A 22,575-nucleotide genomic window follows, 5' to 3' on the forward strand; every position below is an offset into this window, starting at 1 on the left:
CTATGCCCATGACCAATAAGAGCGACAACCTCCTCAAAGAACTCGACTACTCGGTGCTACAACAATGTATGCACTGTGGCATGTGCTTGCCGACGTGCCCGACCTATGACGAAACGAAACTTGAACGTCATAGCCCGCGTGGACGAATCGCATTGATGCGTGCAATCGCTGACGATGAACTTGAACTGACCAAGGCGTTCGGTGACGAAATGTACTACTGCCTTGGATGTTTGGCATGCGTATCGGCATGCCCCGCAGGCGTGAACTATCCGAGCCTGTTTGAGACCGCTCGGGCAGAGATCGAACGTCAAAGTGTGATGGATCATCCCAAGCGAGATTTCCTACGATGGTCAATCCTGCGAGTGCTATTTACTCGTCCACGACTGCTGCGATTGGTTGGACGCATGCTTTGGGTATGGCAATCCAGTGGTCTACAAGGTCTGGCTCGTCGAAGTGGCGTGATGCGTTTGTTGCCAAAGAACCTTCGGCGACTCGAACCACAATCCCCCACCGTGAAAAAGCGGTTTTCGCACCAACTCATTGCACCGGCCGAGTCGACTGCGAAACCGGTGCGCCATGTCGCGGTATTGACCGGTTGCATACAGGACATCGCCTTTTCCGATGTTAACCGCGCAACGGTTGATGTTCTGCTAGCCAATGACTGCAAAGTCCATACGCCAACGGTGCAACCCTGTTGCGGTTCACTTCATGCACATAACGGCGATCTTGATTCAGCTCGCAAACTAGCTCGTCGCCAATTGGACCTTTTCAATCCAGACGACTACGACGCAATCATCAGCAACGCGGGTGGCTGCGGATCTCACCTGAAATCTTACGGTCACTTGCTAAAGGATGATCCGAAATACGCGGAACTTGCTGCTCGCTGGGACGCAAAACTAAAGGACATTCACGAGTACCTCGTTGAGATTGATTTTCGCAAACCGACATGCACGCAAGCGAAAACAACGGTTGCTTACCATGAAAGTTGCCACCTTTGTCATGGCCAACAAGTGAGCGCACAACCACGTGCGATTTTGCGTGCCATACCAGGGGCGAAATTAGTAGAGTGCGAGGAGGCACAATGGTGCTGTGGCAGTGCAGGCATCTACAATATCACCCAGCCCGATACGGCCAATCGTCTACAAAGACGCAAAATCGCGAATATCCTCGCCACCGATGCCCAAATCGTCGCCACCGCGAACCCTGGTTGCCATCTGCAACTCGTCAACGGTCTAAAGGAATCGGTCCCAACAAACCCTCCAATCGCGACACCAACGGTCACTCACCCGATCCTCCTTTTGGCCAACGCCTACCGCGAGGAAGCCAAAAGGGGGCAAGAGCGTAGCGAGATCTAAACGGACAAATGCATAATGGAAGACTGTACTAGCAGGATCTGCAAATGCTCGATGTCGGTCGTTACTCACTCAAGGCGACTTGACCTTTCTTGAAATAGGAATGCTCCGCTTTTAACCCGTGCTTCTCACAAAACTCGGCGAGCCGACGGTAGCGTGCAATAGGAGAAACCGCCGTCGCAAAACACAGTTTCGCATGACACTCGGGACATAGATACAACGGGTGGCGATCCGATTCATCTCGGTGGTTCGAGCCACACATATTGCACTGGTAGGCAGTGCAGTGCAGCATCGAGAACATGTGGCCAGTTTCATGTGTGGCTGTTTTCAACGTGCGGCGTAAACAGAGAAGAAACGCTTCATCATCGCCCGCTGGATCGCCGTTGCGATGGATCGACCACACGCCAACGCGATCGCGCAAGGATGCTTGTCCAAAAACGAAATTCCATCCGCGCCCCGGCCATAAATCCATTGCCGTGAATGCAATGGTTGCCGCTGCATCATCCGGCAGACGGGGCTTGAGAATATCATCTAACACATAGGTCGTCAGGATTTGTGGCATCCTCCACTCGGGATGCACTCGTCGGGCGTTGTCAGGAATGACCGAAAGTGGCAAATCACCAAGAATCCTGACGGTTCGATTCATATAGATTGCAAGATACTCGGCCGAAAGCTCAACGATTTGACGCTGCTTTTCCGTGAACTTGCCCAGCGGTTGAACGTAGATAACACTCCGACGTCCAGTCGGCGTAGCGGGGCGAGCCTTAAGGTACTGTCGAAATGTCTGTCCGGACTCATCATGCTGATCAAGCCAGTCACCCGGTTTTGGCGATTCAAGCTTCTTATGTAGAAACTCGAGTTTGTCGATCGTGGCCAACATTTGACGTGAATCGCCCGGTCGTCGCTGCATGCTTTGCCCGCCAGGAACGCGAAAGGTCTTCACGACAGGGGGTGCCAACGTTGAAACATCCGCACTCGAAACACAGGTTGGTAGCATCGCATAAAAGGCAGCGGCGATGACACACACACAGAAACCGGAGCGATGGCTCAATGCCATGAACGCGAACAAAGAATCGACACGCATAGTACGAAATCCTACTAGTGATAAGTAGTAAAGATCGAGTGAACCGTCAAACAAATGGCTTACCGAACATTGCTCCGAACGACGCAAAAAAAAACATATTGGCAGCCCGCTATGGTACCCAAATGCGAATCAATATTTTCCCTGATGTATGTATATCGACAAATGCGTTGCCGGGGTCCCAAACAACGGCCCCGCCACCGCCGCGAAGCGAAACGGTTTGTTCCGTTGGCAGCATTGAGACTTCTGCGCGTCGAACCACAGTAGATGCCTTTGTCTGAATGACGGTAATTTCGTATGCTCCTCCAAACGCAGGCGACAACGGTGCCATGACCCAACAGTGATAAAGCCCATTGGGGGATTCCGCGTGAACCCCTCCGAGCACATCGGAGGGGTTCCAAACATAATACGTGGCCATTGCAAAGAACGCACATGCAAAACCAGCGATGAACGAGTTACGCTTTGGCAATTTCAATTCATTGCTCGCAGTGGCCAACAACAGGTTTTGCCGACGCCGTTTGTAAGCGAAACGAAATAACGTGGCATACCAGAAGATTGTACCAACGGGAAAACCCAATTCAACAAATGGGCTGGTCGGAAGCGTGACGTGGGGCCACTTTTGGGCAGGTGTCAAATCACGACGCGTTCCCGCTGAAGATTCGAATCGCCGTTTCGGCATCGGAAGAATCGATCGCGGTGAAGGCTCTTGTGTTTGGATCGATGCACGTCTTGACCAATGTTTCTTCGTTGAGACTCGCTAATCCGCGAAACCGATTGGCCTTCACGCCCTCGATACTTTGGCGATCGAGTTCTTCTCGAAGTTTTCGGTAATGTTCCTCGCTGTACGCAAGGATCGAATCGGTGTACCGCTTTGCGGTGATTTCAAACATCGGTGCTCGTACCACACCGACACGGCCACTGTCGAGCAACGGTCGCATCCATCGATAAAGAAACATCATCATCAGCGCGCCGCAGTGAATCCCGTCGGCATCGGGATCAAACAACAAGACGATACGGTCATAACGAACGGACTCGAGATGAAAATACTCGCCAAATTCCGACCCAAGCGAATCAATGAACGCAGCAAACCATTCGTTGCCGAGCATCGACCGTTTGCTGGCCTTTATCGTATTGAGCGGTTTGCCTTGCATCGGCAAAACCGCTTGAAAAGACGCGTCGCGAGCCCGCGCGACAGACAGCGACGCCGAATCTCCTTCAACGACAAACAACTCCGCTCCCGATCCGCTGCCATGCATCTGGCAATCGTGAAGCTTGACCGGTTGAGAGCGAAACATCACAGGCGGGCTTAGTCCATACCATAGTGTTCGACTTGTGGCCAATACTCGTCTTCGAAGGCATCTTCTTCGTGGAAGGCGGGGCTGTTATCCAAGTCGTGACATTCCATACATTTCTCGCGGGCGTCTTCGTACGTCAAACGCATCCCATCACGTAGATCGAGTCGTTTGTCTTCACTCACGGTCGACCCTGCTTCTTCGGCCGCAGCATGTTCGGCGCCAGGGCCATGACAATTTTCGCACCCACTTTTAGTCAATAGAGGCGTTCCTTCGAGCGAAAGGTAACCTGACACGTAGGGATAGAATCCTTGTGGGTTCCAACCGGTCACATGACAACTGATGCATTCGGGATCAAAATGGCGCGGCACGTCACCTCGTTCACCGGGATGAACAAGCGATTCGGTGGCGTGTTCGTGAGGCGAGTTTTCCCAAATGTCATAAGCGGTTGTATGACATTTTCCACACGTGTCGGTGCCGATATAGGTTCGTCCCGATGGAGGCGGAATCGGGCGCAGTCCTAACGCATCCAATCCAAGATCGCGAAGTTGATATTGGTAGTCCGCCATCAATTTTCGCATCTCGGGTGCATCTTCGATTTCGTGAGTCATCGGCAAGCGGCAATACTTCGCCGGCGAGTCTTTGTACAACCCGATCATGCCGACATACATTGCCTTGTTGCCAGTCACGACCATTCGCGTCTTGCTTCCTTCGATCGCTTGCATTTGATAGGTTGGTTCACCGTACCCCCCCGCGACGACGATCACATCAAAACCGGGTGCCTGTTGGACTAACTTTTCAGCGGCATCCTCGGTTCCAAAGAACGTCAAGATTTTGAATTCTGCGGATTGGGCGTCAAGTTCCTTAGCGGCTTTCGCGGTCGCTGCGACGATCGGCTCGACCACAATTTCATCGCCAAGCGGTGCATCGAGCATTTCGGGATCAAGAATGGTTGTCATACCAACCTTCACGCCGCCTCGGTCCACCAGTTTGTGTTGAGGCATCAGCGAAGGGTCGATCAACACGACGTTCGCAGACACGTACAATGCCTCGTCGGCCGATTCACTTGCTGCGACGGAAATCAATTCGCCAACACCCAATCGGACGTCTTCTGGGCCAAAGCCGACCGCATCGTATTTCATCTGCTTGAGGGCTTCAGCCGTGCGTTGGAATTTAATCTCGGCTTGACGACCGAACCGGCGAACTTGATTACCAGCGTCAATCGGCGCCACCTCCCAGCCGTTGCTGCGTAAATTCTCGAAGAAGGTATATCGCCGGGCAACGCCACCTTTTTGATTGTCCAAACCTGTGCATCCACAGGGTTCAATATAACCATGTTGGTTACCGGTAATCAGGAGTGTTAAGTTCGGCGTATCCCAGTCTCGGTAGTCTTCAGGCCCAGTCGCGTCGACCGGTGCAGTGGGAATCGAAGTGGCTGCTGTCGGATTTGCTGCAATCGAATTTTCTGCCGGTGAGTTTGCAACCTCGGGGTTGATCGCAGGTGCGGTGTCCTCGACCGGGGGCTGCTCGGTCGCAGGAGTCGAGGGCATCCCGGATTCAAGCACCCCGACAGGCGTAGGGATAATTTCGACTTGAAGCGGTGGTCCCGCGATCTCCGTCGGAACCGTTTCAAGCTGCGGCTGTTCAACGGCCTGGTCGTCCGATTCCTGTGCCCCGCTCGGTACGCTTCGAAATGCCAAAAGAATCATTACGACCGCAAAAACGCATGCCAACCGAGCTGCGATCCGCAAAGCCGAGGTTGTTGAACTTGACGGATCGTGAGGGGCAGGCAATTTGGCTTGGTTTCTCATTCGATCCTACTATCCGTGAAAAAACGAAGTGACTAAATCGGGTCCAGCGAAAACTTGACGCCAACCGTCAGTTTTCCACCCTCAGAACCGTGGCAGAGAATCCGTATTTTTCCGTAATCATCTGTCCCACGCCCCAGCCGCTGGATCGGTTCCGGTCCAGGAACCAGTTCAATTTCCAGAGGGAACAGCGTCATTGATGCTTTTTTGATCGGTTCCCCGAAGGTTGCTTTAACAACATTTTCGGGAATGACGCTTTCAACACTTAACTTTTCATTGTTGCGATCTTCCCCCTTTAACACAACAAAGGTTTTGGCCTTAAATGGCCCATCACTACCAACTTGCCCAAAGTCATATATATAATTGCCCCCTTCGATACCCTTCAATCGAGGATTGGGGATCATGCTAATCGCCCCGACCACTTTTCCGGTCAACGGAGCAACGAATTGCTTTCGCCGCAGTTCCTCTTCTTCCTCCCCGACATCTCCATCGGTACCGTCTTCATCTTCCTCATGTACGAAGCTAAATATCGCATTCTGTGAGATCGGACCCTGCTTCAACCCTGGTCGAATAACCACTCGGATACCAAATCCCTGAACCGCTTGTTGGTTGATTTCATCGCTCTCCGATGGCTCGAATGGTTCAATGTGAATGTCGGCCAATGCATTAAGTTCGTCGCTGGTGAACGTGAATTGAGGGTCTTTGATTGAAGGCCTCAAGTAGCTGTAAACGCGTGCAAACAGCCTAATTTCTTCTCCCGCAGCGACTTCGCCAAATGTAATTGCATCCGGAACCATTTCCATTTCGCGAACCACACGCCCGGTCACCTTCAAATCGATGGCGTATTGCAGCGGATCGTTTGTCAGAATTTGGGCCGATTGGCCAAAGAATTTATCGTTGGTTTTGACGGTCCATTCCAGCAGCACCTCTGTTTCCTCACCCGGTTTAAGGACATCGGTTTTCAATGATCCAAGCGTACACTTGCACGTTGTCGCACCCAAACGGAGTTCCAAGTCCCCTTGGCCGATATTCTTAATGACAAACGAGTGCTTTCCCTTCGCGTCAGGCGGCATAGCGCCAAAGTTAAACTCGTCCCCGTCGGGCAAGTAAATCTTTGGGTTTTCGGTCTGAACCATCGAATCGAGATGTTCCGCATAATTCTCGGCTGTGACCGTTCCTTGGTACTCCATTTCCCCAAGATATCCGGTCCGATGCCCAAATTTAGAGTAGTTAATTCCCCAACCGATCGCCGAACCAGCCGCAGCGACCAAACCCAATAGCAAGAAGAAACGATTCACGATACAGGCCCAACCAAACGAGTTTTTTGAGGTATTCGAAAAATGAGCAACGGAGAAACAGACAATCCGCGTCTATTTCGCTACGGGGGCTCGGGACAGTTGGTTCGCGAGTAGCTCGCTTGCCGGGATTTGACGGATCGAGTTGGTCGCCGGGGGCCCAACCCGTTTTGCCACCAGGATCAATTGGCGGTCGAGCAGTCGCTCGGTATTATTGCCCAGATTCGAGAGCCACTCGGCTCGTTGGGCCATTTTTTGCGACAGCATCTCGTCGCCCGCCTCTCGTGCAATTTCGGCTAACTGTGCCGCAATCCATTCATCCGACGGGCTCCACTGTGCCGCTTGCTTGATGGTTTCCATCGCAGCGAGCAAATCGTCGCGGTCACCGAAACGTTGATAGACGTGCAATTGAGCTGTCCCCAATTCTCGGTAGGTCGCCGGATTCTCGCCCGAACGCGTTTTGGCTTGCTCGACGAACGACTGCCAATCGGTTCGGAGCGAACGATCGCCACCGGGCGTATCCTCCGCTGGACGTCGCACCAGTTCCCAGTGATACAGGTCCGCTTGCCATCGGATTGCTTTGTCCGACCAGGGATCAACATTGGTTGCTTCGCGAAGAAATCGATCCGCTTGATGGAATCGACCGCGTTCGGCCTCCAATCGAACCGCATTGAGCGCCATCGTCTCGCGGCGTACCGGCCCCAACGACATGCTCCATACCAGCACGATGCCCACCAGAGCCGCCATCAACATCGCAAACCTCACGCGACTCAGCTTAGGCATTGTTCCGCTACTCTGACTTGCAACTTGCAATGAGGTAGACGTCGCGATCGCAGCAAAAATCCAAATCAAGATCGCGACCCCCGGAATTGTCCATCCACTGGCGATCGATAAATGAACCATCACCGCCACCAAAACCGAACTTACAAGAACATCGATATCGCGCTCCGAAAACAAACGCAGCGAAGGTGTCGCCAATACAATCGACGCAAGCGCTGCAGGAATTGCAAACGTGTGCGCATCCAAATCGGGGATCTGAAGCGTAACGATTCCAACCAACCAAACCAACGCCAAACCAATGCCCGCGCCAATCCACACGGATCGCTCGATGCTTTGATCAAGGTTTGTTTCATCTCGAACAATGGAACCACTATTACAGTCGGGTCCATCTTGACGAAGTCGTTTCACAAAGTGAACACAGGCGGCCACAATCAGCAGAACGAGCAATCCTCCCGCGATCCATCCACCACTGCCAATCGTTTCAAAAAAGAAGTGATGCGGATCCGCAATATTCTCGCTCGCACTGGGTTCTCGAAACCGTTCGTAAATTGATTGAAAGTTCCCTGGTCCTGCGCCAAACAACGGGTACTCGAAAAGCATCCGTAACGTGGATCGCCAATACTGAAAACGAAACGCCAATGACGCCGGAGCTTGCTCGATCCATTCACGACGCCCAAAGACGGCGATCACCGATGCAACGACCAATCCCGCCATCAACGCGCCACCGCCTATCCATCCGATTACTTTGCGATTTTTTGACTCGATGGAACCAGCGAACACAACGGTAGCGCCAACCATCACCGCAATCAAAGCCGATCGACTGCGTGTCGCTACCAATGCGGCAAGCAGCACCGCAATCACGACGGTCCACGCGATTCGATCAGGCCATTTCATCGACCGCATTCGCAGCCATACGACACTCAATCCCATCACCACGCCCACGATTAACACGGCCGCTAACGAGTTCGCTAGTGCAAAGGTGCCTGTGGGGCCACCGTCGTAAAGGCGGTTTTCGAACACGTTTCGTTCCGCCGAACCTTCCGGTGCCACAATCCCTACGCTCGCCAAAGTCCCTTCTGGGTCGGCTTCATATTTCATACGTGTTTGAGGCAAACTGATGATTTGCTGATGCAATCCATGCACCGATTGAGCAACCGCACACCCAAACACCAAGCATAAAATCGCACGACGGGCGGCAACACTACGAAACAAACGACGCAAGACAAACACGACTGCGGCAGCCATCAACCAAAACCAAGCTTCGTTGGTACTTTGCCGAAGGTTACCGGGTGGGCATGAACCGAAAGCAGCGATCATCATCCAGCCACCAAGAATCCAAGGCCCCCAATCAAGCGAGAGACTGACCCAAGTCTTCGCGAAGCTCGTTTCAAAAGTCCGTGAAGAATCCGACGGTGAGAACCACGATTCCAACAAGCCACTGGCAAGCCAAACGCCGAGCAAACCGAACGAGAAGACGACCATCCAAAGCGCATCGCCGTTTTCAACCGCGACACTATCGCTCGGGTGGTATTGAGCGTAGACCAACAACCCCGATAGCGCAGCTGCAACGACGTGTATGCCTACTCTTGCGTATTTTGCCACTGGGTCGATTCCAAGATAATGACAAGTAGCAGCATACAAGCCACAATCCCAATGACCGTGATTGCTTGCACAATACCAACGTGTGTGAGCAAAACGGACGCTAGACCGCAAGTTCCGGTAACAAGATATATCGTCAACACCGCTTGCGTCCGACTCAGACCGAGTTCGACCAAACGGTGCGAAAAATGACTACGGTCACCAACAAACGGGCTGCGTCCTTGTCGAATCCGAATCCACAACACGGTTGTCATGTCGTAAAGCGGAACTGCCATCGCACACAATGGAGCCAACATGGCATGCGGCCTTGGTTCATGATCGCTACTGGCAAACGTTGCCATCAACATTGCCACCGCGATCAAAAACCCGACCAGGTAGCTGCCGCCGTCACCCATGAAGATTTTCGCCGGCGAAAAATTGTGCCAAAGGAACCCCAGCAAAGCTCCGCAAACGACCAACAGCAACGCTGCGACAAACACTTGTGGTCGACTCGTCCCCGGATCGGGCGTCGTCAACATGACGATCGCCATCGATGCCGAGATAATCGCAGCGACACCACCACTGAGTCCATCCATGTTGTCGAGCATATTGAACGAGTTGATCAAGGCGACAATCCAAACCACGGACAAAAAATCGGTCAGCCAACTGATTCCAATGAAAGCAGTCAATCCGAATCCCATACCGTAAACAACATAGCCCGCAACCGCGAACTCCACCGCCAATCGAAAAAACGGATTCACGCCACCGCGTCGGTCATCCGTCACGCCAAGAATCACTAGCACCGTCGCAGCCCCAAGCAGCGACCAAAGTTGTCCAAGTCGTAACCATGCACCTTCCAAGTAGACAAGTGATTGAGAGGGCAGATGCGATTGCAAATCTGCGTTTTGACGCACTAGATAAAGCGTCACCGTGGCCGACAAAAACGTGAACATGATTCCGAGCCAAATACCAATTCCACCCCCAAGCGGAGTCACGTTGGTATGGGTGCTATGACCACCGGGACGAGCAACCAAACCGAGCGCATCCGCAAAACGCCGAACTGGATACAGCGAAACGAGTGTCACTAGAAGTGGTGGCAAAACGGTTACCGCGACCAACCATCCAATCCACTGTGTAAGATCCGTCAAAGCCCAATCACCCAAAAAACCATGATCAAAACAACAAACGCTTCACTGTTATAGCACTTCAAGTTCCCAATGAGAACGTCGCGAACGCATCCGCCACTAGCAAGCGACAAACGGTAGTATTAGGATGAACCGAAAGAATGTGTAGTAAAGGTAAAGATCAATACAAAACGTCCCGGTAGCTCAATTGGATAGAGCGTTGGCCTCCGAAGCCAGAGGTTGTGGGTTCGACCCCCGCCCGGGATATTTGCATCTCGTATTGTAGGCATTGCCTTGCGTCGCCGGCTTGAACATCAATAAACGGTTTGCTTTTGATGTCGTTGGTTGCCAAGGAAGCTGCAACGGCGCAATCTGCTCACATGGCGAGCGTTTCCTTCCATTGACGAAAAAGTTCGTCGTTGAATGCAACCAGCGTGACGGTTTGGACCGTTGATGGCGATGTTTCAAAAAAATGGCGAATGGTTGTGATCGAGATGCGTGATGCTTCGTCGATTGGGAATCCGTAAACACCACAACTGATCGCAGGAAAGGCGATCGTTTTGAGTTTGTGTGACGCTGCGATTGAGAGGGCATTTCGGTAACACGATGCCAACTGTTCGCGTTCGCCATAACCGCCGCCGTCCCATACTGGGCCCACCGTGTGGATGACATACCGCGCCGGTAAATTGAAACCGGGCGTGATGCGACATTCACCCGTCGGGCAACGAACGTCACCTCTGACGATCGGTACCGCCCTGCAGGCCTCAAGCAACTGCGGCCCAGCGGCTCGGTGGATCGCTCCGTCAACACCGCCTCCGCCGAGCATGCATTTATTCGCAGCATTGACAATCGCATCGAGCGAAAGCGTCGTGATGTCGCCTTGAATGACTTCGATGCTTGCCATGATTTGTTTCCTGAGCAGGTCGCTTAGGATGCCATTCGCACACTCGGGCGAGCGGTTCGACAATGGCCGGCTTGGCTTCGTCGATCGCTCGCCTACCCCCCATCGCTTAGTGGCGATCGCTGTCTCGTGCTGCCACTTCCGCAGCCGGGACAACTCCTAGGTAACTCATCAAGTTGCTAATTTGTTGCGTGCTTAATTCGTCCAGTAAACCGCTCGGCATGATACTAGCGTTACTAGGCAAAATTTGGTCGACCTGCTTTTCCTCGGCTCGAGCGATTCGGTTATTGCTGTCTCGTATCAAAACCGTTCCGTCACTTTCCGTCGTAACCAAGCCAACATAGGTTTTTTCGTCAAGCGTCTTGACCTTTTTGCTTGCGAATTTTTCGTTCACGAGGTGTGCCGGGAACAGAATAGATTCGACAATTTCTCGTTTGGTGAACCGACGTGAAATCGATGTCAAATCAGGTCCGATCGATTCGCCTTCTCCTCCAAATTGGTGACATTGAACACATCGTGCTTTGGCAAACACATGGTGCCCAAGTTCAGGATCACCCAAACGTCCTTTATCGCTTTCTAAGTAAGCGACGACTTGGTCCAAGTCCCATCGCGACTCATCCGCGTTTGGCATCGCCGCATTGGGACGATCGGGGTAAGTTTTGGCATACCATTTTTGCCAAGGCGCCATCGAGAGTTTCGCTTCGCTCGGTCGCTGCATACCCGTCCAATGCTCAAGCAATTGTTCGACATTTTCAAAGGATTTCCCACTGGCCTGCGCCCGGACGCCGAGCAAAATCAGTTGGCGGATCGCCATCGGGTCATCGGTGGCGATCGGAACGCTCTTAAGCGCCCCGATGACCTCGCTTGCAGCCTCGCCTTCAAGAATATTGAGGCTACGAACTAAGTAGTCCCAGTTTTCGCCTTCCGGTGCTTGTGCCAATGCCATTGCGATGATCGCACGACGTTCCGGTTCACTGCGCCATGTTGAACGCAGATAGTCCCCGGCATGCTTCTCGGTCGAAGTGGACAACATCGCGGTGATACCGGTGCGAAGCCTTCGCTGAACATCACCTACTTGTGGATCGGCAACGAGTTTGCGATCAAGTTGAATCAAGGTATCCGTTGTCTTGGAATCGATTGGGCGAGGCAATTTGTAAATCGCAGCAAGCGCGGCGTTGCGCCAAACATTGCCTTGTTCCAAAATCGCTTGAACGTCGTCATTGGAAAGCGATTTTGCAAAGTCACGAGTGACACCCGCGAGATACATTGACAAAGCACTATTGGTCGCTCCGGTCGCAGTGTTTTCGTAATACTTCAAGATGCGGAAGCGTTGTTCAGCAGTCCATTCATTGTCAAATTGTGGTAAGCACATCGCGACCAACGATCGATCCGCGAGCGGCGCATCGGAGTCGATGAAATCGAGTGCTCGATCGGCAACTTGGTTCGCCTTCAAGTAAGCGGCCAAACGGATCAATTCATGATTCATGCGGTTTTCGCCCGCAGGGAACTCTTCGGCAATTTGATCTCGTAGCGGTGTGAGTTTCGATGGATCGACGTTGCCACAATGCAGCGCTATTTGGCAAACACGTAGGGTATCGACGAAATCAGCGTCACTGAGGAAGTCCGTCATCATTTCGCTAGCACGCGTTAACACTCGAATCGCGTTCGCCTGAGTGGGATCGGCATTCATCAGCGCGAGCATCCCTTGCAGGGCAATTCGCGTGTCGCTGTTCGACAAAACTTCATCTCTCCATAGATGCAAATGCATCCGTTCGAGTACTCTGCGAGCAATGAACGCAAGCGTTCGGTCATCGGACGCCAACAGTTCTAACACAGGATCGACCGTTTCAGGAACTTTGCCACTACGGAGCATCGCTTCACAAGCTGCACGTTGTACTTGCGCATTTTGATCGGTCAGCATTTCGGTTAATCGCTGAGTGGTTTCCGCATCCGGATGCAATCCAATCGCGGTTGCGGCGCGAGCACGAACGGCTTCGTTGGCGGCTCGGCTAAGTTCATGAAGCAGTTCCGAACTTGGTACGGGGCCGAACAATTCCATCAGATCCAAAGCACGTGTTCGGTAGTGCGGTGGGTTATCGTCGCTATAAGCAACCCCGGCGATCAATTGGCCCCACTGGTCACCAAGTTCACGCTTAATCGAAGCGATTTCTTGTCGCGTCCAAGCCGATCCGATTTGCGGCTGGCGGACGGCTGCGGCGATTCCAGTACCGAGATTCTTCATCCGATCGGGGATTTCTCCTTTGTATACCACACGATAAATGCCACCCGATGTTCCACGTCCGCCTGTGCAGAAATAGAGGGCTCCGTCAGGACCGATTTCCAAATCGGTGACATTCAGCGGTTGGCCTTTCAGAAAAACTTCACTGTCCGCAATGAATCCGGCCCCCCGTTCTTTCAAGCGAACATTCAAAATACGTCCGCCCGACCAATCCGCAACGAACAAGGTGTTTTGGTATCGAACTGGGAACATGTAGTGTTCGTAGCATGTCGCACCCGTCGGGCTTCCACGCCCCGTGTCGAGCAAGTTTGGAAGTCGGTCCAGGTAATGATCGGGCCATTTTGACCAACCGCTGCGCCATCCAAATTCGCCACCTTCAGTGACATCGAAAAGAGCAGTTGGGCGATACCACGGAGTTCCGATGTCTGATGCCATGTCGGAATCATGAACAAATAGTTTTCCTGATGGATGAAATGACAAGTCGTAGGCATTGCGAATGCCACCGGCAACTCGTTCGATCACCGTGCCGTCGATATTGGTTCGGATGATCGTACCACCCGGAGCCTTTACACCAGCAGATTGACCCGAGGGGTCTTCGTATCTTGGCAGCAGGTCGCCTTCGTAGGCATCACGATAGGTTTCTCCCGCACCCGTCTTACCCATTGCCTGGACTTGGTTGCCAAGCGAAACGTAGATCATTCCATCGGGGCCAAGTTGCAATCCGTGCGGACCATATTCACCGGACTTGCCTTTGAATTTCACAATCGCTTTGACTTTTTCGAGAGACCCGTTTCGATCGGTATCGGTCAGCCGATACAGGGCGAGTCCTTGGGGCCCATCGCCGGTAACGAAGACTTCACCGTTAAGAGCCAAGATACCTTGGCATGATTTCACTTGGTCGCAGTAAGTTCGAACTTGTTCCGGAACACCATCTTCATCGCGATCAAACACTAGCATCAGTGGACCGTTTTCGCGTGAAGCGATGATGTGGCCGAACTCGTTAAAGGTCATTGCGATGACCGAGCCGATTTGTTCGTCTTTGAGAACACGTTGGACACCAAAGCCGCGTTGAATTTGGAACCGTTCCCGTTGTTCGGTTTGTGCAGCCACTTTGACATCTTCGTCACGATCCCAAGGCGCTGTGTCGCCTAGCTTTCCAAACGACGAAGCAACGCCCCATAGGTGATCGTTGTAAAGGGTCGTTTCCCACATCGAGTCTTCAACGTCACTGGTCTTCCATGATGGGTCGCTGCTGAACGTGTACCACTGCTCGCTGCCTTCGGGCAGTACCGCCACGCGGGCGGCAAGTGCCGATTTGTCGCCATGTGTATTGTTAACGCGAACCGCAACGATGTTTCGACCGACTTCGAGGTAATCGGTGATGTTGTATTCATCCATTTGCCGCGACGATTTTCCTGACCCCACCCGTCGACCGTTGACATACAGTTCGTATTCGTCATCGGCGGCGATTTCGATGTGCCCTTCGGCCCGAATCTTCAAATTGATTGTTTTTCGGAAAAAGCAACTCGCGCCCGCTTGGACCGGCGTATCGAGGGATGCGCCGGTGGCCCAAATCCACTGTGCCTCGTCAGCCTTGGCCGTCGACAACGGATAACTGAGCAAAAAGAACGTAAAAATTAAGGCAAAACGCCAAAACGAGGGGTATCGCAAATGCGATCGTGTGGAGCCTTCCATGGCAAATTCGTCGTTTCACAGGGGGAACGGAGAGGGTTCATCGATTCATAGCGCCGCGCAGCGTAGGACGGTTGCCAAAATGATGCAATAGAGATTTTTCAGGAGGGAAAGAGCGATTTCTGTACCAAGTTTCGGCTGGCAACCTTCGACTTCTTTGCTGGTTTCTTTTTCACGGCCTTCGAACTGGTCCGTTTCTTCGCTTTTTTCGTCGCCTGCTTCTTTACCTGCTTCGTCGCCTGCGTGTTCACCTGCGTGTTCACCTGCGTGTTCACCTGCTTCTTTGCCTGCTTCGTCACCTGCTTCTTTGCCTGCGTCTTTGCCTGCTTCGTCACCTGCTTCTTTGCCTGCTTCGTCACCTGCTTCTTTGCCTGCGTCTTTGCCTTTCCACTGGCGACGGGCTTTTTGCTGGGCTTTTTGCTGGGCTTTTTGCTGAGCTTTTTGCTGGGCTTTTTGCTGGGCTTTTTGCTGGGCTTTTTGGCGAGCCGTTTGCCATTTTTGGTTGAGGGGGCACTCCGAAGCGGATTTTCCGCACCCACTAACGGTTCGCCTACTTCGGTACGGTCGAGCCGCTGGCGAATCTTGTCAGCATATTCTTGGGAGAGTTCGGTCCCGAGCCATTTGCGGCCAAGTTTTTTGGCGACGACCAAGGTCGTGCCACTGCCGCCAAACGGGTCGAAAACAATATCCCCCTGATCGCTGCTCGCTCGAACGATTCGCCCCAGCAATTGCTCAGGCATTTGGCAACCGTGAAACCCTTCGCGTTCTTTGAAGGTTCCTGCAACACGGGGGAAGTACCACGTGTCGCCATCCGTTTCGAATCCGTCAGGCAGGTCTTGGGGACGCAAGATCCATGTGTTGTCGGGCAGCCGGCCTTTCGGATTGGCGCGAGCATCACCATAGACCAGTTGGCGAGCCGATGGAACTCGGATCGCGGGATCGTCAGCGTTGAATTTGGACGATTGGGGGTCTTTGACAAAATGGAACAAATGCGTGTGCGAGCGGCTAAAACCAAATTTACAGTTCACGCCGAATGTGTAGTACCAAATCACCCAACTGCGACAATGAAAACCTACCTCGCGAGTCGCACAAACTTTGAGTTCTGCCGCGTACTCATCACCGATGGCAAGCCAAAACGTCCCATCCGGTTTGAGCACGCGATGAACACCATGAATCCATTGCTTGCACCAATCGAGGTATTCTTCATCACCACGCTTGTCATCGTAGACGTCGTATTTGTAGCCAATATTAAATGGCGGATCGGCAAAGCAAAGATCAACACACCCCGCATTAATCTCGGATAGTTTCTCGAGACAATCGCCTTGATGTAGATGGTTGACCTTTAGCCCAATTTTCACGCGGTTCTCTCCTCGGGGGTTGTGTGTTCGACACCCCAAGATCGTACTGAATCGAGTCAACGCATCAATGCCGCTTCACAAAAGTAGCCTAATATCAAATAAAAACCCACCGAGACTCTGGGCCACACTCACCGAGAAACGGGGCCGGAGAGTGGAGTTCACCGCGCGTATCCTTAGGTTTGCCACGTCTTGCTAGAAAGCAGGCAGATTCGTCGTATCAACAAAAAAACGCCGGCAAGTCGCTCGACTCGCCGGCGTTTTGATTAGATCCACCGTCGGAACTAGGGTTGGTGAAGACTATTTAAACAACTCACGAATACCGAATGTGAAGAAGGTCACCAAACCGAAGTTCAAGGCTTCCTCGCATGGTTTGTATCGTAAGATCAACGTGTCACCGGGTTGAACCAAGATACGTTGGCTCGAATCGTTGTACGCATTCTTTAGGTCCACTGAAATCGTGAAGTCTTGCCCACAAGGGCCTTTTCGCATCACGAAAAGCTGTGTTGGCGTGGCTCCGCCGAATCCGCCGCTGAGTAACATGCCGGCTCCGCTGCTACCACCACCTGTCGAACTGCTTCCGCCAAGTCCGGTTCCAGCAACCGCCATGGCGCCGATCACGTCGAGGTCATAATCACGCGGCAATGGGTATTGTCCGCCTGGTAACAACCCGCCGGTGTAGAACACCTCGGTATCGCGAGCTTCGATGTAGACAATGTCGCCATCTTCGAGGATCACGTCCGCAGGATCGATGTTTGGCATTTCACCAGGACGAACACGAAGCGGGATGGTGATCGAAAACGGATCTTCGACCATTCCCTCCATACCTTCCATTTGGTTGCCGCAGAAATCGATGCAGCAGCCACAATTTTCGCCTTGACCCGCGAAGATTTGCATCATCATTTCTTCACGTCGGTCTTCGGTAAATCGCGATGCTTTCAAGACTTTGACTTCGCTCATGGCATTCAAGCCAGGCAATCCGCCCGTGTCCGCCAAAGCGTGCATCAAGTCGTTCTTGTAGGCAGGCATGTCGAGCGTGAAGCCCGAGCCTTGTCGCTCCGTACCACTGATCACTTCTTGAGCGTTGCCGAATTGACGGCTACCACCTGCAATCGCTGAACCGTCTGTGCCACCGTCTTCACGGATCACAATTACACGACTGGTTCGCTCACGCATCAACGAAACCAGAATTCGGTCACGTCCTTGACGCAAGATTTTTTCGTCATCGACGTAGGCTTTGCGAATCAATTCCTCGACTTCGGCCATCGTCTTGCCACGAACATCGATCGGAGAGATCAAGGGCAGGGGCAAGGTTCCGTCATCACGAACAGGAATCGGGAAACCAACGCTTGGCGGTAAATCGCTGCCAGCCTCGGGGAAGTGAACCGGCGGAATCGCTACCGGTTGGTCTTCGTTGGCCGAAGCAGGCATCACACCTTCGATATAAATCCCGAGGATGTCTCCATCATCGAGAAGATAATGCTCCGGCTGTTCCATTCGCAGCAACGCCAATGGCACGTTGATATAGTCAGCTCGTTTTTCACCCAATAGTGGTTTTGGGATGCTCGAAACAGGCACTCCGTTAATCGGGGCTAACAACGAGGTGCACCCTGATGCTAGAGGGGTTAGCACCATGGCTAACAGGAATCCCTTCCATTTGAAGTTCATGGCTATGTCCAGTATTAGTTCGTCCGTGAATCATTTCGCTGTCGACCCATTGTCAGGCAGCGTGGTCGCCCATCCATTGGGCATTCTGGTCATTGCGGCGGCCAAGACGCGTAACACGCTTGCCGCCTTGGAATGAGGATCGTTAGCGGATTTCGTAGTTGACCGCGTTGATACCTTGTTCCGATTCATCGATGGTGAGCCAATCAAATGGTGCTGCCAATTCGATCAATTGCTTTTCTGTTAACTTCGCCGAATCACGATCGCTGTCCTGTGGCGAAGGCGTTTCGACTTGAGCCGATTCGATCAGTTCTGGTTTTGCAACAGGCTGTGCATAGGTCACCAATCCTGACTCCGCTGCCGTCGACTCGACAGACGCCGCATCAAGGTCCGTCACATGTGCAGGTGCTGCCGGTTCAGGAACCGGTTCGGGAATGGGTTCAGTAACGGGTCCGGGAACAACAACTTCATCCGGTTGATGGAGCGGTGACTCGTGGATCGGCTCCATTGGAACCGGTTCGTACGATTCGATGTGATATTCGTCGACGTGATATTGGTCTGCTTGGATCAAAGCCGGACTGTTGCATCCACAGCTGCCGGTGATCTCATGGGCGTCGAGCCCCTTGCAAGGTTCACATCCAGGATTGCATGGCAAAGTTTCGCTGCAAGACAACAACGCAGGATTACAGCGGCTCTTGGCCCAGCGACACGCACCACATTTTTCTGCGGCAACGACCCCGAGCGGATAACCTTCGAACCATGCCGATGCACAGCGGTCTTTGCATCCGAGCGATAACATGCAGTAGCCTTCCGGTGCGAATAACGGTGGGCATCCATCGCCACCGTTACACGTATCGACAAAGCCATCGATAAAGCCATCGCGAACGTCTTTCACGTTGCAGTGATTGCGATAGCACTTGGCATAGGAAGATGCCCAAATCTTTCTGGCTTCGAGACGTCCTCGAAAATCCGTGAGACATCCACTCTGGTAAACGGGCGACATGACAGCGTTATACGATGTGCAGCAAGTGGAGCAACCAGTTGTCATCGCCATGATAATCATCGACGTGCAAACGAGTGTCCCAGAGGCTATCCAGCGTTTTAACGTCCGCCAGCACTTAAGCTGCGGCGTGTGATTCATCTGTAATTCCCTTGTCCTTGGGTGAAAGCGATTCGTATTGCTTTGCTCGCCGATTTCCGTTGGGCGTCAAGCAGACAGAAACTTCAATCACCACCAATGGGATCGATGCGTCCTGTCTTGCAGTGTCCAAATCGAATTTCTGGGGATCTAGTGACTAAATTCACCCGATCGGTCGACCGACTCACTGCGGATTACGAGGTCTATCGGGGAGTATTCGGCAATCAACCCGCTCAGGGTCCGACACTTCTCATCTGGCAAGTTTTCCTTGGGTAACAGCTATGAACAGAACATGCGGAGCGAATCCCCCAGCCGGCAACACCGCTACAATCAGGCCGAAAACTCATCCCAAACCAACAACAACTGAACAAAAAACACCTCCATCAGGTGGTTCGACGCAGAATCTGCGGAACAGATGATTTAGGCAGAATAAACCAGATAGGAGGTTGATTTTCGATATCGGCAGGTGTAATATCACCAACGTATGCCTCGGGGAAGGTTTTGAACGATCGAAGCGATAGTCCCGACCCCAACGAAAATGAACTGACCCACACGACGAAACATCAAGGCAACCACGATGATGAAAACCCTTGGACGAATAGCCCTTGCCGCAATGCTTTTGGGCGGGCTGGGCATCAAAAGCTATGGTGTTATGGCTGATGCACCACAAAAAGATGCTCAAGCAAACATCGAGACACGCGAAACGCTCGTTTCCAAAATTCTCGCGGAAGGCGAGAAAGAACAACTTAGCTGCGAGCAGTTAGTTTCGAAAATCGATGCAGAAATCATCGACATCGACCTGAAGCTTGACAAAGACGCCGATGACAGTGCACTTCTTGAAGAACGTCAAGAATTGGTTTCCTGCCGTTTGTCGCAACCTTGCCACACCGAAGTGATCACTCCCGTTGCTGCATGTTGCGGACGCGCCGTAAGCGTATGCGAATGTCAACAACCAATCATCGAAGAAGTCATCTATGAGCAACCGATGGAAGTCATCAGTGAAACATGCGTGACTGAAGAAATCGTTGGTGAGCCTTTAACGGGTGCTCCGATGATGGGCGGCTGCGGCTATGGCAGCGCTTGCGGCGGTGGCTGCGGTGGCGGTGGCGGTGGAGGAGGCGGCGGAATGGGCTGGGGCCTTGCCGGACTCGCTGGCCTCGCAGGTTTGGCTGGGCTGGATGATAACAAAAATGTAAATGTCATCTCGCTTTAAGTTGTCGCTTCGATCCAATACAAAAATAAAAGCTGTCGCATTTAAACGCGGCAGTTTTTTTTTGCGCCGACTTTGGACCTTACTTGAGACCTTATGCCGACTTAGTAGCCAAGCAGCCAAAGCACCTTTTTCGGCCCGCGATGCCGTAGGTCGCTCGCTATCGGCCAACCATGATCTGGCGCCCAACCGGACACTTGCCATTTGCTTTGAAATCACAAGGCCTGGGCATACCGCCCACTTCAACTGACACTTAGCCAACCAGCTTGTTAGCCCACTGGCTTGATCGAGTAGCTCCAACAAATGGTCCCTCGGTCGCTCATCAGCCGGTGGGGCTGCACCAAAATCGAATCACCGCTGCGAACCAATTCTGAATCTTCGCCAGGTGTAATCGTGAAACCATCGTTGGATTCGTATTGGCTCCCCAGAAAAATTGGCTTTGTCTTGTATCGACAAGCCAGTTCAAATTTAACGGCGGGGGCCTCGGCCAAGGAAACCCAATGGACACTGATACTCCAATGGCTCAATCCCGCCCCGCCGAGACCGAGTAACACATCGGCCATCTGCATTTTCTCAAGCGACAATTGCTGAATCGGCGGCGAGCTGGGCCAATCAGTTTCGCCTCTCCCCTCGATACTATTCATCGAACAGATCTCGTTTCCGTTGCCATCCTCGCCGATCAACCAATGGGCGTAACGGTCACCGTTCCACTTAAAGCGTACCGAAAAAGAACCATCCGGCGAAATCAAGGACAAAGGGGCTGTCATTAGGCATTTACCCCTTCCGCCTGGTTCAAGCTGGAAAAGGCCGATAGTAACTTCAGCCCATCGGCTTGGCTCTTTTCCGGGTGAAACTGAGTGGCATACAGATTATCGCGCCAAACCATCGCACAAAATGGTCCGCCGTAATCGCACTCTAATGCGACAACCGATGGGTCCTTGGGACGCACATAGTAGGAGTGAACAAAATAGAAGTGGGTCTGATCATGAAGTTCTTTCAAAATCGGTGCTGCACTTCGCTGCGAAACGGTATTCCATCCCATGTGTGGTACCTTCATCCCCTCGGGCAAGTCAAAGCGAACGACATCCCCTTGAAGTACACCAAGGCCCTCATGCTCGCCATGCTCGAATCCACGTTCAAACAACAATTGCAGACCAAGACAAATCCCCAAAAAGGGACGACCGGACGCGATAAAATCGCGAATCGGACTCGCGAGATCTCGCCGATGGATCTCCGCCATCGCATCGCCAAAAGCCCCGACACCCGGAAGAATCAGCTTTTCCGCACCTGCGATTTCCTTCGGATCAGAACTAATTTTGGCCGAACCACCGACGCGTTCAATCCCTTTTTGAACGCTGCGAAGGTTCCCCATTTGGTAATCGACAATGGTGATCATGGCGAATGCTGGATGTGGAAGCGGGAAGAATGAAAATGGCGCTGAGTCAGCGTGGGACCATATCGGCGAAGAGGTATTTTCGCAACCAGCGGTTCACTTTGCCGTTCCAATGGCGATTCATTTCACAGACGATTTTGGCTTCGATCTTGCGGCAACGATTCTCAAACACAACTGGTGTGGGTCAAGTGGTTTGGCCAAGTGAATATCAAACCCAGCTTCAATCGCTTCATGTTGGTCGGTTTGGCGTGCATAACCGGTCAACGCAATCAGCGTGGTCAGCTGAAATTTCTTATTCGCGCGGATTGCGGCAGCCACTTGATATCCGTCCATCCCGGGCAAACCGATATCAATCACTGCGATCTCAGGGCGGAATGAGTCAAACAATTCGATTGCCGACGGGCCATCACCTGCTTCGCCGACTTCGAATCCTTCGAGCCTGAGCGTCTCTGCCAACATCGTTCGGGCATCTTGGTTGTCTTCGACCAATAGCAGCTTGAGACCTTCAAACGCAAAGGGCTCTTCGACCTTACGAGGTCGCGCCACATCTTGGTTGGGTAGATCCGTAAGATGCTCTTTAGCTTTGCTGCTTAATTCAGACATTTCGCGGCCCCTAGGAAATTAGGCAAGCTGGCTGCTTATCCTCCTTGAAAATCCCAACGCAACTGGCCT

General features: G+C 52.6%; 18 protein-coding genes and 1 tRNA gene. 4 read left to right on the forward strand and 15 right to left on the reverse strand.

Translation table 11 applies throughout. The features are described 5' to 3' along the window. The first annotated feature begins 2 nt into the window (after positions 1 to 2). Positions 3 to 1,355: a (Fe-S)-binding protein gene (locus CA13_RS17030; RefSeq protein WP_146398603.1), complete on the forward strand. Its 1,353-nt coding sequence runs from the start codon at positions 3 to 5 to the stop codon at positions 1,353 to 1,355. Between the two features lie 61 nt (positions 1,356 to 1,416). On the opposite strand, the gene CA13_RS17035 is transcribed toward CA13_RS17030, so the two are convergent. The 7 genes from CA13_RS17035 to CA13_RS17065 all read right to left on the reverse strand — a co-directional run bounded on the left by CA13_RS17035 (position 1,417) and on the right by CA13_RS17065 (position 10,334). Continuing rightward, complete coding sequence (locus CA13_RS17035; protein WP_146398605.1) at positions 1,417 to 2,436, reverse strand: archaemetzincin; 1,020 nt, start codon at positions 2,434 to 2,436, stop codon at positions 1,417 to 1,419. Positions 2,437 to 2,545: 109 nt separating this feature from the next. Continuing rightward, the gene (locus CA13_RS17040; protein ID WP_146398606.1) at positions 2,546 to 3,112 is read right to left on the reverse strand and encodes a hypothetical protein; all 567 of its coding nucleotides are present in this window, start codon (positions 3,110 to 3,112) and stop codon (positions 2,546 to 2,548) included. Next, positions 3,069 to 3,728, reverse strand: a complete 660-nt coding sequence (locus CA13_RS17045) for a toprim domain-containing protein (protein ID WP_146398608.1) — start codon at positions 3,726 to 3,728, stop codon at positions 3,069 to 3,071. The genes CA13_RS17040 and CA13_RS17045 overlap by 44 nt, the downstream gene beginning before the upstream one ends. Positions 3,729 to 3,739: 11 nt before the next feature. Beyond that, a complete protein-coding gene (locus CA13_RS17050) occupies positions 3,740 to 5,536 on the reverse strand; it encodes a multiheme c-type cytochrome (protein ID WP_146398610.1) in 1,797 nt (598 codons plus the stop codon). Positions 5,537 to 5,568: 32 nt separating this feature from the next. After that, positions 5,569 to 6,831, reverse strand: coding sequence for a DUF1573 domain-containing protein (locus CA13_RS17055; protein WP_146398612.1), 1,263 nt, complete (start codon positions 6,829 to 6,831; stop codon positions 5,569 to 5,571). Between the two features lie 72 nt (positions 6,832 to 6,903). After that, positions 6,904 to 9,210, reverse strand: a complete 2,307-nt coding sequence (locus CA13_RS17060; RefSeq protein WP_146398614.1) for an O-antigen ligase family protein — start codon at positions 9,208 to 9,210, stop codon at positions 6,904 to 6,906. After that, positions 9,189 to 10,334 carry an MraY family glycosyltransferase gene (locus tag CA13_RS17065; protein ID WP_419194478.1) on the reverse strand — a complete coding sequence of 382 codons (1,146 nt, stop codon included), beginning with the start codon at positions 10,332 to 10,334 and terminating at the stop codon, positions 9,189 to 9,191. The genes CA13_RS17060 and CA13_RS17065 overlap by 22 nt, the downstream gene beginning before the upstream one ends. Before the next feature lie 169 nt (positions 10,335 to 10,503). Between CA13_RS17065 and CA13_RS17070 the strand changes: the two genes are divergently transcribed. After that, positions 10,504 to 10,577 (forward strand) — tRNA-Arg (locus CA13_RS17070). Positions 10,578 to 10,686: 109 nt separating this feature from the next. Here the strand turns inward: CA13_RS17070 and CA13_RS17075 are convergent. The 4 genes from CA13_RS17075 to CA13_RS17090 form a co-directional block, all read right to left on the reverse strand. Then, a complete protein-coding gene (locus CA13_RS17075) occupies positions 10,687 to 11,214 on the reverse strand; it encodes an O-acetyl-ADP-ribose deacetylase (protein WP_146398616.1) in 528 nt (175 codons plus the stop codon). A 106-nt stretch (positions 11,215 to 11,320) separates the two neighbouring features. Continuing rightward, positions 11,321 to 15,145 (reverse strand): DUF7133 domain-containing protein, encoded by a 3,825-nt coding sequence (locus CA13_RS17080; RefSeq protein ID WP_419194479.1) that lies wholly within the window; start codon positions 15,143 to 15,145, stop codon positions 11,321 to 11,323. 98 nt (positions 15,146 to 15,243) lie between these two features. Further along, positions 15,244 to 16,500 (reverse strand): DNA-methyltransferase, encoded by a 1,257-nt coding sequence (locus CA13_RS17085; RefSeq protein ID WP_419194480.1) that lies wholly within the window; start codon positions 16,498 to 16,500, stop codon positions 15,244 to 15,246. A 297-nt stretch (positions 16,501 to 16,797) separates the two neighbouring features. Further along, positions 16,798 to 18,165, reverse strand: a complete 1,368-nt coding sequence (locus tag CA13_RS17090) for a polysaccharide biosynthesis/export family protein (RefSeq protein WP_146398618.1) — start codon at positions 18,163 to 18,165, stop codon at positions 16,798 to 16,800. 4 nt (positions 18,166 to 18,169) lie between these two features. On the opposite strand from CA13_RS17090, the gene CA13_RS35310 reads away from it, so the two are divergent. Continuing rightward, on the forward strand, positions 18,170 to 18,301 hold the full coding sequence (locus CA13_RS35310; RefSeq protein ID WP_419194481.1) for a hypothetical protein: 132 nt from the start codon (positions 18,170 to 18,172) through the stop codon (positions 18,299 to 18,301). A 6-nt stretch (positions 18,302 to 18,307) separates the two neighbouring features. Here the strand turns inward: CA13_RS35310 and CA13_RS17095 are convergent, their stop codons facing one another. Next, a complete protein-coding gene (locus CA13_RS17095) occupies positions 18,308 to 19,303 on the reverse strand; it encodes a hypothetical protein (protein WP_146398620.1) in 996 nt (331 codons plus the stop codon). A gap of 574 nt (positions 19,304 to 19,877) precedes the next feature. Between CA13_RS17095 and CA13_RS17100 the strand changes: the two genes are divergently transcribed. Continuing rightward, positions 19,878 to 20,513: a hypothetical protein gene (locus tag CA13_RS17100; RefSeq protein WP_419194482.1), complete on the forward strand. Its 636-nt coding sequence runs from the start codon at positions 19,878 to 19,880 to the stop codon at positions 20,511 to 20,513. 266 nt (positions 20,514 to 20,779) lie between these two features. Here CA13_RS17100 and CA13_RS17105 read toward each other — a convergent pair whose 3' ends face one another. The 3 genes from CA13_RS17105 to CA13_RS17115 form a co-directional block, all read right to left on the reverse strand. Then, the gene (locus tag CA13_RS17105) at positions 20,780 to 21,277 is read right to left on the reverse strand and encodes a hypothetical protein (RefSeq protein WP_146398622.1); all 498 of its coding nucleotides are present in this window, start codon (positions 21,275 to 21,277) and stop codon (positions 20,780 to 20,782) included. Beyond that, positions 21,277 to 21,906 carry an imidazole glycerol phosphate synthase subunit HisH gene (gene hisH, locus CA13_RS17110; protein ID WP_146398624.1) on the reverse strand — a complete coding sequence of 210 codons (630 nt, stop codon included), beginning with the start codon at positions 21,904 to 21,906 and terminating at the stop codon, positions 21,277 to 21,279. The genes CA13_RS17105 and hisH overlap by 1 nt, the downstream gene beginning before the upstream one ends. Before the next feature lie 117 nt (positions 21,907 to 22,023). Next, complete coding sequence (locus tag CA13_RS17115; RefSeq protein WP_146398626.1) at positions 22,024 to 22,506, reverse strand: response regulator; 483 nt, start codon at positions 22,504 to 22,506, stop codon at positions 22,024 to 22,026. Positions 22,507 to 22,575 lie beyond the last annotated feature (69 nt).

The sequence above is a fragment of the Novipirellula herctigrandis genome, assembly GCA_007859835.1.
GTDB classification, from domain to species: Bacteria; Planctomycetota; Planctomycetia; order Pirellulales; family Pirellulaceae; genus Novipirellula_A; species Novipirellula_A herctigrandis.